We start from the raw sequence: 15,317 nt of genomic DNA, 5'->3' as shown, positions 1-15,317 counted from the left end.
TCTCTATGTGACACTAGGGGGTATAAAGACATATCAAAAATGGAGGACGTGGATGAAACATATACTCATAATATCAATGTTATTTCTGATGCTGCTTATGCCGGTGGCAAGTGCTGATATAGTCAAGGATCTTGAAAATGATGTAGATGAATATAATGCGAACGTGGACTCGGTCCCATCTTACCTTGTATCTCTTCTGGGTGATGAGGTCATCAAACTTGTGATCGTCACTGACGACGGTGATGAGGTCTATGTGAAGGCGGTCACAGAAGATGCATCTATAGTTAGTTTTGAAGAGGTTGATGATGATGAGGACTTCGATGCTACTATGGTTGTAGGTGCAAATGAATTTACAATAAGGAGCGTTCTAAGATCATCAGACCCATTGTCAGAGTTCATCGCAGCAAAGGATAATGGTGAGATCGTTGTAGAGCCTGTAGGTGTTACAAGTACCGTGAAATATACTGTTGCCAGCGTGGTAATGGATGTAACATCGTTGTTCGGATTTTGATTTTTAGAAAAGCTGATCCTTAAAAATGATGATCAAAGGATATATTGATCCTTTGTTCTTATTTAGCATTAAAGAAAAGAGAGGACTTTAAAGTCCTCTTCTACCATTCTGGCCTTTTACATATACGATCCCAAGAGCTGTGACAGTTCCTATTCCCAGTAGTCCATAGAGGTATCCATAACCACTTTCATCATCCTCTGTGTCTTCCTGCGGAACTGTAGATGTTTCCTCTGTGTCTTCTTCAGTCTTGATCACAGGGTCATCTGTTCCTTCCACTTCATCTGATGCAAACACCGCATACAGTGAGAAGTGTGTGGTATAGGCTGTTGCTCTGCCATTTTCCCAGTCTACGGTTGTTTCCAGGGCTATCCATCCATCTTCAGATGTGTAGGTGTATATCACCGGTGTCTTACCTTCAAAATCTGCCGGGTCGAAATCAATATTGATCATGACCTTATTGTCAAATGTCGTTCCAGAAGGTCCGAAGTCAACATAAAGTCCTGATTCAAGTACCTCCTTTGGAGTGTCAGATGGAAGGGATGCAGGTGTAGTGATTATGATCTTGCTAACGGGATCGCCATTTGGATCAACACCCTTAGTTCCTTTGTATAATGTCAGTGTTGTCTTAGCATCAGATGACTTGACAACTGTATCACCTTTTACTTTTCCATCATCGCCAAGAGAAAGGTCAGTTATCGTTCCTTCATACCTTACCCTTGTAGCTACAGAACCTCCATCTGAACCGGAACTTGAAGAGCTTGGAGCATCCCTGAAGAGTCCGAAAGTACTTGTATAGTCTTCAATTGCGATAATCTCTATACTATATCCAAGATCGGTCAGATTCACAGATATATAATTTGCTGATGTGTTGAGTGAAGTATTTGGAACCGCTACCCATGCACTGCCATTCAGTCTATACAAAGCTATGGATGATTCAGCGGAACTGCTCATTCCTGAATCGTCATAGAAGAACGTTGCATTGACATTATTTGCATTACCAATATCCACATAGCCATTGACATTGGCTTTACCGGAAAGGGTATAGGAAATTGTTTCATTTCCACTTATTGCAGTTATATAACTATCTGTGATGAAAGACATTTGCATGGAATCTCCTGTCAGTACAAGTTTATCAACAGTACAGTTCGGGGAGGATGTGGAATAGATATCATAGTCATCATTTCCTATTGCAGTATTGTCTGTGAGGGTTGTATTGTCTGCTGACTCAAGATAGAAACCACAGGAATAAATGGAACCTGAAGCAACATTAGGGGTTACAACACTATTCAAAGCTGTATCTACAGGGACAGCATCGGAACCAACATTGTAATTGGCACTGTTATTGGTAAGGATATTGTTGTCTGAATACAAAATGCAGAAGCCTGTTGCAGTCCCGCTGGATATGGCTCCAGTAGGTTCTATCACAGAGTTGACAAACATAGACCTGATATCAATATAACTACTGTCATATTCATTGTTATTTGCAATGTTTTCTATCAGAGTATTATTGTCAGATGAATATAGATAAAATCCATACATTGCATTTGAACTTGCATCATTTTCCCTGAGGTCGTTGTTGCTTGATGAGGACAGGTATATCCCATATTCATTAGAACTTAATACATTACTTATAAACGAGTTATAATTTGAGCTGGAAACATATATGCCATAATCACGATTCTCAGTGGCAGTGATGCCTGTGAGTGTATTATTTCCTGATGAATAAAGATAGATACCATTGTCACCGTTGCTTGTGATAGTATTGTCTCTGAGTGTATTATTTTCTGAAGATTCAAGATGGATACCATCGTCATCATTGCTTGTGACGGTATTGCCTCTGAGTGTATTATTTCCTGAAGACTCAAGATAGATGCCCTGGTAACAATTTGAGACCGTAACATCTTCAATGGTGGAATTTTCGGTATTCAGGAAATAGATACCATAGTATTCATTACCGATCTCAGCTCCATTAATAGTGATGTTGGTAGAGTTAATTGCATACACCACTCCTGCTTCAGAAGGTACTGTCATATCAGAACGGTTTACAAGATAATATACAGGCTTATTATCAACAAGATTGCTCGTATCGATGTCATAATGTTGATATTCTGACGAAGGATCAACAATTTCAAGATTATAGGAATTTGCTGACATGGTATTTTCTGTCATATTGCTATTACTTGAAGAGTATATGTAGATCCCGTTTGAATTGTTGATGGCATTGTTGTTTGTCAAAGTACCATTGCTTGATGATGACAGGTAAATTCCATACACATCATTGTTAATGGCACTATTGTTTGTCAAAGTACTGTTGCTTGATGATGACAGGTAAATTCCATAACTGTTGTTATTGGCATTGTTGTTTGTCAAAGTACTATTGCTTGATGATAACAGGTGAATTCCATAATTAGTATTTTCATTGGCGTTATTATTTGTCAGGTCATTATCATTGCTTGAAGAATACAAGTAAATGCCATAACTGTTGTTATTAGCAGTACTGTCTGTCAGGGTGTTGTTGCTTGATGATGACAGGTAAATTCCGTAATCATTTCCACTTGCACTATTGTTTGTCAGATCATTATAGGTGCTTGATAAAGACAGGTAAATGCCAAAATTGTTGTTATTGGCAGTACTGTTTGTCAAAGTATTGTTGCTTGAAGTGTGTAGAAGAATACCATAAGCAGAATTTTCACTTGCATTGTTGCCTGTCAGAGTATTATTGCCTGATGTCTGCAAGTAAATACCACTATAATCATTTCCACTGACAATATTGTCTGTTAGAGTGTTGTTGCTTGATGATGTCAGGCAAATTCCGTAACCATTTTCACTTGCATTGTTGCCTGTCAGAGTATTGTTGCCTGACGTATGCAAGCGAATACCCTCATCATTCTCATACAGATAATTGTCAATGACAGTAGAATTTTCGGATGATAATAGATGGATTCCGATTGTATTTCCAGCGGCAGTGTTATTTGTCAGATCATTATAGTTGCTTGAAGAATCCAGGTAAATGCCTAAATTATTGTTATTAGCAATACTGTTTGTCAGAGTGTTGTTGTTTGAAGTGTATAGATAAATACCGTAAACAGAATTTGAACTTGCATTGTTACCTGTTAGAGTATTGTTGCCTGAAGAACTAAAGTATATACCATAATTATTCTCATACAGATAATTGTCAATGACAGTAGAATTTTCGGATGATAATAGATAGATCCCTCTTACATTTTCAGTGGCAGTGTTATTTATTAATATGTTATGTTCTGATTCTTTGATGTAAATACCACTAGTGTCGTTAATGAGAGAGTTGTTTGTAAACTCATTCCAGTTCGATGTTTCATCTGCCCATATTCCATAATTGATATTCGAATCTACAATATTATTGTCCAGGGTGTTATAGTCACAAGAAGTATGCAGGTAGACACCTTTGTCATTTCCGTATATCTTGTTGTCTGTTAGTGTATTGTTGCTTGCAGACACAAGGAAAATACCGCAAGCTGAATCTGCACCTGTGATATTGAATCCACTGATGGTTACATGATCAGCAGTAACATAGAACACATCATCACTGTTTGTAGCGGCCTGAACTGTTGTGTTTGCAGAGCCATTCTCAGAGCGGATGGTTACTTCCTTGCTAACGTCTATGTTCTCAACATATGTGCCATCTGTTACGGTAATTATATCACCGTTGTTTGCAATGGCAAGTGCATTAGTGATACTCGAATATGTCTGTCCGTCACCAACCATTAATTCTGCTGCTGAACCTGTCCAGATGCATGAGGACAACACCAGCAATATCGTCGCTATGATAAGTTGTCTTAATAATAATGTCCCTTTATTTTTCATAATGTACACTCGTATATATCTGTTATAATATATTGAGTGCATTATTTAATACATCAATTATATACTTTCTGCTATTATGTAGTATGTTTTGACTGTATCTCTGCTCATTTCAGTTATGAATAGACCCGGAAGTCACTTCTTTACATATTCCCGCTTTTCCAAAGCACAAGCATTATACACAAAAACTACTTTTCATCATATGCTCAGATAACAGGGAAGAGATCATGTGGATGGTGTGATCTTTCCTTAAGGTGCAAATCCTGAAATATCATAGTAAAGTAAGGTATAATCATGGACGTAAAAGATGTAATGAACACTGAAGTTGTTACTTGCTCCTCTGAAACTCCTATTCGTGAGGTAGCACAGCTCCTGAAGCAAAAAAGTGTTAGTGGTCTTCCTGTTGTTGATGGTGGAAAGGTAGTTGGAATAGTTTCCGAAGGAGATATCCTTAAACTGCTTGAGATCCCAGAACATGGGGGACTCTGGTTACCAAGTCCTTTTGAGGTTATTGAGGTTCCTCTCCGCGAACTGCTCAACTGGGAGGAGACCAAGGATATGCTTGAGGATGTGGGTTCAAAACCGATCAAGGAGATAATGACAAAGAGTGTTTATGCAATTGGTCCTGACTCATCTATAGAGGATGCTTCCACTGTCATAAGCAAACACAGGATAAACCGCCTTCCAGTTGTGGATGAGGACGGAACTCTTGTGGGAATTGTCACACGTGGTGACATCATTAACGGTCTTGGAAAATTGTAAGAAGGAATATCATGAAATTCATTGAAGGCGGTATATGTGCTGTAAAAGGCGTGCGTGCCGGTGGCATTAAACCCGGAAAGATGGGACTGACTATCATTCAGGCAGAAGGGAACGCTGCCGGAGTATACACCAGGAACAAAGTAATTGCAGCTCCACTGGTGGTCACCAGAGAGCATATCAATAGGACCGGCAGGCTTTCCGGTGTTATCGTGAACAGTGGCAATGCCAATGCCTTTACAGGTGTTCAGGGACTTGCTGATGCAAGGATCATGGCATCTTCACTTGCATCCAAACTTGGAACTGAGGAAGAACTTATCGGTGTGGCTTCCACAGGTGTTGTGGGACGCAAGCTTGACACAAGCTGGATAACCACTCATCTGGGCGAGGTATTGGACTTAATGGGTGAGGACGCCGATGCCAGCATGAGCGCAGCACGTTCTATCATGACAACCGACACTGTGCCAAAGGAGATAGCCATTGAGATGGACTGTGGTATCCGCATTGCAGGTATTGCCAAGGGTTCGGGTATGATCGAGCCGAACATGGGAACCATGCTTGGATTTATCTACACCGATGCAGAGGTCCACCCGGATGTATTACAGTCATGTCTTACGGTTGCTGTTGATAAGAGCTTCAACATGATAGTCGTGGACGGTGACACAAGCACCAACGACATGGTTCTTTTGACAGCCACAGGACAGTCCGGCATCACTCCTGAGATCACTGACCTTCAGGCAGGTCTTGACCTCGTACTTACCGAGCTTGCAAAGATGATAGCCATAGACGGCGAAGGAGCTACCAAGCTCATAGAATCCAAAGTTACAGGAGCAGCCACACAGGAGGATGCCCGTCTTGCAGCTAAGTCGATAGTTCGCTCTCCATTGGTCAAATCCGCCATATTCGGTCAGGACCCGAACTGGGGACGTATCGTAGTTGCAGCAGGATATTCCGGTGCCAATATGGACCAGACGAAGATCTCACTCTCATTCTCAGCAGGGACCGAGGTCGTGGAACTGGTAAAGAACGGCGAGGTCGTGAAGAACGACGAGGAAACACTCTCTCAGCTTAAGTCCATCATGGCAGAGGATGAGATATTCATCATAACTGACCTCGGAATGGGTCACGAGAGTGCCACAGCATGGGGCTGTGACCTGACGTACGATTATGTCAGGATCAATGCTGAGTATACGACCTGATTTTCATTAATAGTTTGAGGGAGTGTTCCCTCTGTGGTTCTTTTATTGTTTTTCTCTTCTTCATCCATTACTGATTGGAATAAACGCAAATCGAAATAAATATATAATGTATTCTGGTATGTAGAGTTGAAAATAGTTTCAATATTCAGTAATTCTTATTGCTTTTTTCAACATAAGATCAAATGAAACCGGATCACATATCATGGAATCACAAATGAAGACAGCCCGACTTATTTTCATATTTATTATCTTAGCTAGCCTTTTTCCTGATGTCAAAAGTGGTTTCTTGGATAGTGTAACTCCTGCTGAGTCACTGGATGACTTTATTCCTGAAAAGGTTGCATATGACTATGGTAGGATAAGTGGTATTGATTGTTCTCCAGATAATAACTATGTTGCATTTGGTTGTGCTATTGATGGATCTATTATGTTGTGGAATAAAACAAAAGAAACAGGATCATTTGGTTATAACGGGGTTCAAAACAGTGGGGACATCGATATTTTAGGAAATGAACCATACAATCCAGCAGGCTTGGAGTTTTCACCGGACAACAAATATTTGTTGGTATATTCTAATTATTATAATCCTGAACTTTTCGAGTCTCACCTTACCTTATATGATGTAGAAAATAAAACCACTGTTAGAGCACATGATATGGAAAATAATCTAATAAATTATGTGGCTTTTTCTCCAGATGGGAGATATTATGCATCTTCTTACAAAATAGGAGAAGGGTCTGGTCAGTGTACTGTTAACTTGTGGGATACGGAAACAGGTGAGGTTGAAAAATCTATTATTAGCGACAATTATAGAGTAAAATCCCTTGTATTTTCTCCTGATGGTGAATTTGTAGTCATAAGTTTTGAAGGTCATGAAGACTGTGCAGACAGCATCGTTTTCTTTAATGCAGAGACCGGAGCAACTCAGACAACATTGGATGGAATTTCTGCATTTAAGTTGCAATTTTCTAAAGATGGTAGCATTCTGGCAGGGGAAAATGGGGATGGTAGGGGACTTTTTGTATGGGATACTGATTCGTACGAGGTAAAAAGTAAGTTTTATGACGCAGATATGCCTTATGATCTCTCTTTATCACCGGATGGTAAATTCCTGATGGCAGTTGATCCATCTGCTTTAATTGTATGGGATATATCTTCGGAAAAGCAGATTCTTAGGACTAAAAGTTACAAGCTGGACTATGTAGATAATTTTAATGCAGCAATTTTCTCTGCTGACGGAAAAGAGATCATAGTTGGACTTAAAGCTACTGAAGACTCCAGGTATTTAGTAGGAACCAAGTTTGATGAGGGCATGGTGTTCATCTATAATTTCACGGAGATTGTAGAAAGTTACTATGAGTGATTTTTTTACTCTATGGCTTAAGGAAACATTCGCATGTGCAATAAAATAAACAAATTAATGTTTTTCCTGTTTGTATTGCTCGTAGCTATAGCATTCTTACCTCAAGTGTCTGCCACAGATGAACCAATTCCTGTCAAGGTTTCTTATCCATCTATAGTCAATATCGCGACATTGGATTTTTCTCCTGATGAAAACTTTCTTGTTATTGGGGATTATTCAGGATATGTCCTTATCTGGAATCTAGAGACAGGAGAGGACATATCTGACCCCAACAATGTAACAGAAAAAGAACGTTTGGTATCCCTTCTTGGCAAACATGATCGAACACATGTGCATTCTGTGAAATTCTCTCCTGATGGAAAATACGTTTTGACTGGAGGGACTTTATTTGATTTTGAATCATACACCAAGGAACACCGTAAACGTGAGAATCCTGGAATTTCTATATCAGATATCTACTTATGGGATTTTGAAACAGGTGAGTATCTGAAATATGAAATGAAAAATAACGTTGTAAGAAATGTGGCATTTTCCCCTGATGGAAAGTACTTTGCAGCATCTTATTACAACAATATCTCCAGCGGGACCAATGTCGTAAAAATATGGTCCATATCATCACAAGCGTCAGCATCATTTTTAGAAAGCAATAATGAAGAGGTATCATCACTGGTATTTACTCCAGATGGTCACTATCTTGCTGTAAATTACTATAACGAGAAAACATCTTCAGAAACTATTTTCTGGGATTGGAAAAATGAAACTCCCAGTTTTAGTGTGAACACAGGTTCTCTCGAAGAGATCCAATTTTCAGATGATGGAAACATATTTGCTGGTCGTTCCAGAAGTACGAATTCAATAAAGGTATTCAATTCCACAAATGGAAACCTATATCGTGACTTTAAAAAGTATGGTATGGATGAATATTTTGTTTCATATGACCTTTCTCCAGATGGAAAATACGTTGCAGTTGTTTACGGTGGCAATATGGTTGTATGGGATGTTGATAACGAAGAAAAGATTGCAGACTTTTCGATGAGCTCAAATGCTTATTGGCTTGATTGTGTTTCTTTCTCTCCAAACATGACTTATCTTGCAAACGGTGGAGACCTTTCGGAGAGTTCGGAGTACTATCGATCAGCTGAGAAGGCATTTTCAAATGCATATGAAGATGGAATTTATTTTGAAGTTTATAGTACGATGCTAAAAAGTGATGCTGTTTTCCTCTGGGACTTTCAGGACATAAAGGAAAATGAGTATATAGAGGATACATTGGATACACTTTTTTATATCATCAGAATAGCTTTTGTAGTCACTTCTATTATGGTTCTTTTTATCATACTCTTTGTGGCTCCAAAAAGAAGGAAAAAGCTTGAAGAATAGTCCTCTAATATTTTTTAACTACACTTCTAAATGATGAAGAACATTCCAGAGCCGAAATATAGAATAACAATATAATCTATCAGAGTATCTGAGGAAGATAATGTACAAGATATACGTGGACGGTCAACATGGAACGACCGGCTTACTGGTTAATGAGCGTCTGGCAAAGCATCCGCAGGTTGAGATACTTGAGATTCCGTATGAGGAGCGCCACAACAGGGAATTGAGGACTCAGTTGCTCAACGAGGCAGACCTTGTGTTCCTGTGCCTGCCGGACGAGGCGGTAGAGGATACAGTGGGTCTGATCACAGATCCGAATACAAAGATCATCGATGCATCCACAGCCAACCGTATAAATGAAGCATGGGCTTATGGTTTGCCTGAACTCTCTTCTGAACACAGGGAAAAGATCATCGGTGCAAGCAAGGTGTCCAATCCGGGCTGTCATGCTACGGCTTCTATTGCAGCTCTTTATCCTCTTGTGAAAGAAGGGATAGTTTCCAGGGAGACAGCAGTTCCTCTGTTCTCCATAACCGGGTATACTGGTGGCGGGAAACAGATGATCGCGACCTATGAGACCACAGAAGAACGTGCCTATAAGGCTCCAAGGCAGTATGCTCTTGGGCTTACCCATAAGCATGTTCCTGAGATAATGGTCCATTCGGGTCTGAACGTGAAACCAATTCTTATGCCAGTGGTTTCCAATTTCCCAAGAGGACTTGCAGCAACATTGCCTTTGTCTGTTAATGGGCTGGAGAAACCTGTGACAAAGAATGAGCTGTATGAACTTTATCAGAAGTACTACGGAGATTCTATCTTTATCCGTGTCCATGTGCCAGATGAGGCAGATGATCTTGTGGACAATGCTTTTGATGTGCAGGGAAGCAACGACACCAACTATCTGGACCTTTACATCTACGGTAATGATAATCAGATACAGGTAATATCCCGTCTTGACAATCTAGGCAAAGGCGCATCAGGTGCAGCGATACAGAATATGAACATTATGCTTGGTATGGATGAGACCACCGGTCTCCTCTAAAACCACCTATTTTTTCTATTATTTCCCCTCATCCATCGCATATAAATACTCTCTAAACATAATTTATATCCATTGGGTGAGATAATGGATATCGCCGATTGGGAGAAACGGTATGAGGAAGCTGTTTTCAATGTGAAGGAACATATTGGGAATGTGCAGGGAGTGTTCGTGGCTTATAACAGCAATGTTGATGCCATGAAACATATCAGGGTAGATGAGATCAAAAAGCTCGTAAGTATAATTGGTTATAAGAATCTCCGGGAAAGGATAATTGAATATCCGAGAGAGATAAAGGACCCGACAGATTTCATGGCCCGGCTTTTCATAGCCATGCGGGATGGCAAAGCTGCCGAGGTGCCGACATACACCACAGATCTCCATGAGTGGCTCATGGACAATCTTGTCTTTGATTCTGCCAGGATGGGCGGTCAGGCCGGAATCATGTCCAATCTTCTGGTCAACCTTGGTGTGAAGAACGTTATCACCTATGTTCCATGGCTCTCAAGAGAGCAGGCGGAATATTTCATTGATTCTCCTCATCTCAAACATCCTGTTATCGAGGATGGAAAACTTATTTTAAAACACCCGAAGGAAGCATTCGACCCTGAGCAGAAACCCAAGATCAACTGGATAATCGAATTCTCAAAGGGTATGAGATTCAGTTGTGCTGGCGAAGATTTCGAGGTTCCAAGGGACAATCGTCTCATAGTGTCCTCAAGACCGAACTGGTTACGTATCGACATGGGCAATGACATGTATGAGCAACTGGATGAGATCAGGGAAGATATCGATGGTGCCATACTTGCCGGTTATCAGATGATCAAAGAGGAATATGAGGATGGAACCACCTATGTTGACTATGTCAAAAAAGCCGTGAATGTCATCGAGCGCCTGAAAGGATGTAATCCCCAGATGCGTATACATGTGGAATTCACCTCCATACAGAACAAGGTGATCCGTAAAGCTCTTCTCACTGAGATCGTTAAGAAGCATGTAACTTCCCTTGGACTTGATACGGTAGAGGTTGCCAATGCACTCAATGTACTTGGATATGAGGAGCTGGCATACTCAGTGATCAACAAAGGTGAGGATAGTGTTGTCTCTCTTTATGAAGGAGCTGTCAAGCTTTTAAAGGAGCTTGAACTCCAGAGGGTCCACATCCATTCACTTGGCTACTATATCTGCGTAGTCTCAAAGGATCATCCTCTGGATGCGAACATCCAGAGGGAAGCTCTTCTTTTTGCTTCAGCCCTTGCAGCTACACAGGCTACCCTTGGTTCTGTTACAAACATCGATGATATTTCGGTAGGACTTGGTGTTCCTGTCTATGATCAGGGATATGATGACCTTCTGGAACTTGAGAAATATCTCGTAAGGCGTGGTATCTGTTCATCTGAGGATTTCGAAGATGGCTGTATCAGTGCGGAAGGACACGGTCTGGTGATAGTCCCTTCAAAGGTCGTTAAAGATCCCGTGGCGACAGTTGGCATTGGTGATGCGATATCTGCAGGTGCTTTTATTGCATTGCTCGCCAGGATGCCAAAGATCAACATATGCTGATACGGAGTAACTGATGAATATTCTCTGTGCTTACAATGCGAATATAGATTCCATAGTTCACGTAGACTGTGAAGAGCTTACCCGGATGCTTGAAGTTCATGACAATATTCCAGAAAAGATGAACGATCCTACTGGTTCAATATCTTCAGTATCCGATTTCCTTGCAGGTCTTGTTATATGTATGCGTGATGGAACAGGTGCTGAGTGGCTTATCCATGACAGTAATGTGTTCGAGTGGTTGAAAGAGACATTTCTCGAAAGGTCGTTCATGAGAATGGGTGGCAATATGGGAATAATGTCCAATGTTCTATCTGAACTTGGAGCTACAAAGGTCATACCCAATGTTGCAAGCCTGACCGAACTCCAGGCATCGTTCTTTTCCAGAAAGGCGATCCTTCATCCTTACAAGGGTAAACTGTACAATAGCAGTGATCTGGAACATATACTTCATTCAGGGGGATCCTGGCAGGAACTAATTCATTTTGTCTTCGATTTCAAAAAGGGTGACACATTCATATTGTCAGGTAAAAGGATATCTGTTCCCAGAGAGAATCGTTTCATAGCAACATATGATCCTCTTAATTTCAGACTTTACATGGATGAGCATTTCAGAGAATATTCTCTGGAACATGCAGAAGAGATGGATGGTGCTATAGTTTCGGGTTACCATATGCTTCAGGAGGATTTGGATGATGGTGACTACAAAACAAGGGTGGATGAGTCCCTTGCACAGCTCATAGATTGGAAAAAGAAAAGGGCAGATCTTCACCTCCATGTTGAAATGGGGCATTTCTCTTCTGAGAATATAGCTTCCTACGCATTCTCGACACTTTCTCCCGTGGTTGACAGGATAGGTATGAACGAGGATGAACTTGCGATCCTTGCACGGGTCAATGACATGGATCCCAAACCAATACTTGGAATGGACCCTGTGGCAATAGCAGAAGCTGCAATAGTTCTTTGTAATGATCACGGGCTTTGCAGGATGCTGGTGCATACAAGGGAATTCGTGCTTTCGGTCTCATGCATGGATGAAGATGATCCTGAACTTATCATACAGGCCATGGATTTCGGTGTGAAGTGTGCAGCAGCTTTCGCATGTTCAGGAAAGCTTTCGGACAGGGATGAACTGCTGGATATGGCCGGTGGGATCAGGGAAAGCGATCCTGGTAAGGCAGCATCAATAAGACTGGCAAAGCACATGGAGGAAGAATGGAACTGTAGTGGTGTCTGTGGGATATATAACTCATATCAGGTAACCATTGTTCCGACCCGGATATGTGATGAGCCCGTATCTACTGTGGGACTTGGGGACACAATATCGGCCGCTATTTTTTTAAGGGAGCTTGAACTCAACTCCTGATATGTATACTCTTTTCTCAGAGAACTTCAACCTGAACTACACTCTTGATTGTGGGCAGGTTTTCCGGTGGGACTTTATCGATGGCTGGTGGACCGGGGTAGTGAACGGCGATGTTGCAAGGTTACAGCAGGATGATGATACAGGTGAGGTTACCGTTGATTCAAAGCTGCCGAAAAGCTTCTTTGAGAACTATTTCCGCTTTGACGATGACCTCGATTCGATCCTTCGGGAAGTGAACAAAGATGAGTTCATGGATGAGGCAATAAACAAGTACATGGGGCTGCGTCTCATAAGGCAGGACCCATGGGAATGTCTAATTTCGTATATGCTTGCAACTGCCTGGAGCATCCCTAACATCAAAAGGGCGATCTCTATGATGTGCAGTAACTATGGTAATGATCTTGGAGAAGGCTATTACAGTTTTCCTGAACCTCATTCACTTGTCCATGCATGTGACGATGACCTGCGAGCCTGCAAGCTTGGTTTCAGGGGAGGTCGTGTAATTAAAGCCGCAGGACATGTAGACAGTGGAACTCTTGTTCTTGATGATGTCTTCAAACTGGACTATGAGTCCGCAAAACAGAAATTGATGTTCCTTGAGGGTATAGGGGAAAAGGTTGCTGACTGCATACTTCTCTTTGCTTTTGAAAAAATGGAAGCATTCCCTGTGGATACTCATGTGGAAAAGGTCGTGAAGACAGTTTACGGTGACCATGAGTTCTTCAATGGAAATGCCACAAAGAGCAAGATCGGTAAATGGGGTCGAATGTATTTTGGACACTACTGTGGCTATGCACAGCAGTATTTCTTCTATCAGAAAAGACTTGAAGGTCTCTGAACCTTAATTTGATGGGCAATGGTTGGGATTTTATTTGCCTTGTTCCCATTTTCTGAGGAAACGCCTGAATCCGGGGTCGTTGATCTTAGCAATATCTGTGTTCTCAAGCACAGTAAATCCTGATTCCACTGCTTTTCCAAGATGCTTCCCAAGTGAACAGTGGTGCATTCTTCCTTCAAGTAGTTCTTTTGCTGTGCTGAACTTACGCCTGATATCTGCAACGTAGAATCCATCTTCCAGATACAGGGAGAATAGCTCATCTGAACCTATGTACTTGTCCTTGAATCCCTTTGCATGTCCGTATGCCCATACAGGCGGACCTCTGTGTTTTTTAACAAGAGGTAGCTGGGATGTGGTAAGTTCTATCAGGATCATTGCCTCTTCATTTACCCAGTAGCCCGAGTTGAGCACCTGGAACTCGTATTCTTCGAAGAGTGAACGTACAGAGTGTTCCATTTTATCCAGCTGTGGGTATAGTATGTCATCCACAAGGTCGGGTGGAGTAAAACAGATCGCAACGAAGGAACTTCTCCTTGATGTTATCATATCGATGATCTCATCATCTTTCATTGCTTTCTTTTGCTTTGGGAAGAAGAATTCTTCTGTAGGCTCTTCTGTGTATTCTCTGGCAGCATCTATGAACCTTGCGAACTGGTTCATGGAAAGCGCAGCTGCAACATTTCTTTTTGGATCGGTTGGGTCGATCACAACAAGGGGGTCCTTATGCTTGATGCTCCCATGTTCCAGCATATCGATAGTAAGTCCCGGTTTCCAGTTACATGCATTCCTGAGGGTGTTGCGGAATGATCCATAATGGATCGTCAGCAGCTCTGTGAGGTATCCTGAGAAACCCTGTGTACGAAGCTCTGAACCGTAGGTTCCGGTGCCTTTCATGAACTGTTTCATGATGAGCACATCATCTTCACGACCCGGTATGGCCATTTTTATGAATTCGTTGTGAAAAGGTGTCCTGTCCACGGCTGATATTATCTCAGAAGCAGAATCTACAGCAAAACATGGGACAAGGTCCACATCGAATCCGCCATAGTGCATGTTCAGATATGGATGCTCTGCATAACGTTCTTCTATGTTCTCTCCTTCCTTTGCAACTTCTCGTGCAATTAGAAGGCCGTTATTTTCCAGATCATCACGACTGGTATCAGCAGGGAACGATATGAAGATGTCAAGATCATGAGTGCCGGATATCCATGTGTTCCTTGCAGCAGAGCCTACAAGTTTTGGAATTATATCACTTACCTCCAGGGTCCTGGCTGCTTTGCTTACCTTCTCAAGCAGTTCTGAGGCTACTTCTTCAAGCTTCTTTTTTTCTTCAGGACTGGGCTTGATCCTGGCAAGTATCTTCTCTTCCAGTGTCATTTTTGACCTTATGATTTAATTCTAAATATTAGATACAAGTTATAAAAAATTAATGAACGTCACAGGTTAGGATATGCACCCTGCC

The 15,317-nt window shown here is 41.4% G+C and carries 11 protein-coding genes; 9 read left to right on the top strand and 2 right to left on the bottom strand.

Annotation, left to right across the window (positions count from 1 at the left end; genetic code table 11):
- Window positions 1–52: 52 nt before the first annotated feature.
- On the top strand, window positions 53–511 hold the full coding sequence (locus tag BM008_RS12810) for a hypothetical protein (RefSeq protein WP_091937645.1): 459 nt from the start codon (window positions 53–55) through the stop codon (window positions 509–511).
- 87 nt (window positions 512–598) lie between these two features.
- Here BM008_RS12810 and BM008_RS12805 read toward each other — a convergent pair whose 3' ends face one another.
- The gene (locus BM008_RS12805) at window positions 599–4,354 is read right to left on the bottom strand and encodes a NosD domain-containing protein (protein ID WP_177188067.1); all 3,756 of its coding nucleotides are present in this window, start codon (window positions 4,352–4,354) and stop codon (window positions 599–601) included.
- A gap of 291 nt (window positions 4,355–4,645) precedes the next feature.
- Here BM008_RS12805 and BM008_RS12800 point away from each other — a divergent pair, with 291 nt between their 5' ends.
- From BM008_RS12800 to BM008_RS12765, 8 genes are all read left to right on the top strand, one after another.
- Entirely contained in the window at window positions 4,646–5,113 is a 468-nt protein-coding gene (locus BM008_RS12800) for a CBS domain-containing protein (protein ID WP_091937641.1), read from the top strand.
- Window positions 5,114–5,124: 11 nt separating this feature from the next.
- Window positions 5,125–6,309, top strand: coding sequence for a bifunctional ornithine acetyltransferase/N-acetylglutamate synthase (argJ, locus tag BM008_RS12795; RefSeq protein ID WP_091937639.1), 1,185 nt, complete (start codon window positions 5,125–5,127; stop codon window positions 6,307–6,309).
- A 286-nt stretch (window positions 6,310–6,595) separates the two neighbouring features.
- Entirely contained in the window at window positions 6,596–7,672 is a 1,077-nt protein-coding gene (locus BM008_RS12790; RefSeq protein ID WP_091937637.1) for a WD40 repeat domain-containing protein, read from the top strand.
- Between the two features lie 33 nt (window positions 7,673–7,705).
- On the top strand, window positions 7,706–9,052 hold the full coding sequence (locus BM008_RS12785; protein WP_143072356.1) for a WD40 repeat domain-containing protein: 1,347 nt from the start codon (window positions 7,706–7,708) through the stop codon (window positions 9,050–9,052).
- Window positions 9,053–9,152: 100 nt separating this feature from the next.
- A complete protein-coding gene (argC, locus tag BM008_RS12780; RefSeq protein ID WP_091937633.1) occupies window positions 9,153–10,094 on the top strand; it encodes an N-acetyl-gamma-glutamyl-phosphate reductase in 942 nt (313 codons plus the stop codon).
- A gap of 84 nt (window positions 10,095–10,178) precedes the next feature.
- On the top strand, window positions 10,179–11,654 hold the full coding sequence (pfkC, locus tag BM008_RS12775; protein WP_091937631.1) for an ADP-specific phosphofructokinase: 1,476 nt from the start codon (window positions 10,179–10,181) through the stop codon (window positions 11,652–11,654).
- A 13-nt stretch (window positions 11,655–11,667) separates the two neighbouring features.
- Entirely contained in the window at window positions 11,668–13,017 is a 1,350-nt protein-coding gene (locus BM008_RS12770; protein WP_091937629.1) for an ADP-dependent glucokinase/phosphofructokinase, read from the top strand.
- 1 nt (window position 13,018) lies between these two features.
- Window positions 13,019–13,855 carry a DNA-3-methyladenine glycosylase family protein gene (locus BM008_RS12765; RefSeq protein WP_091937627.1) on the top strand — a complete coding sequence of 279 codons (837 nt, stop codon included), beginning with the start codon at window positions 13,019–13,021 and terminating at the stop codon, window positions 13,853–13,855.
- 30 nt (window positions 13,856–13,885) lie between these two features.
- Here BM008_RS12765 and cca read toward each other — a convergent pair whose 3' ends face one another.
- The gene (gene cca, locus BM008_RS12760) at window positions 13,886–15,232 is read right to left on the bottom strand and encodes a CCA tRNA nucleotidyltransferase (protein WP_091937625.1); all 1,347 of its coding nucleotides are present in this window, start codon (window positions 15,230–15,232) and stop codon (window positions 13,886–13,888) included.
- Window positions 15,233–15,317 lie beyond the last annotated feature (85 nt).

The sequence above is a fragment of the Methanolobus profundi genome (genome assembly GCF_900114835.1).
In the GTDB taxonomy this organism is placed as follows: domain Archaea; phylum Halobacteriota; class Methanosarcinia; order Methanosarcinales; family Methanosarcinaceae; genus Methanolobus; species Methanolobus profundi.
The sequence above is the reverse complement of the archived record's forward strand: the minus strand, read 5'-3'. Positions and strand labels throughout refer to the sequence as shown.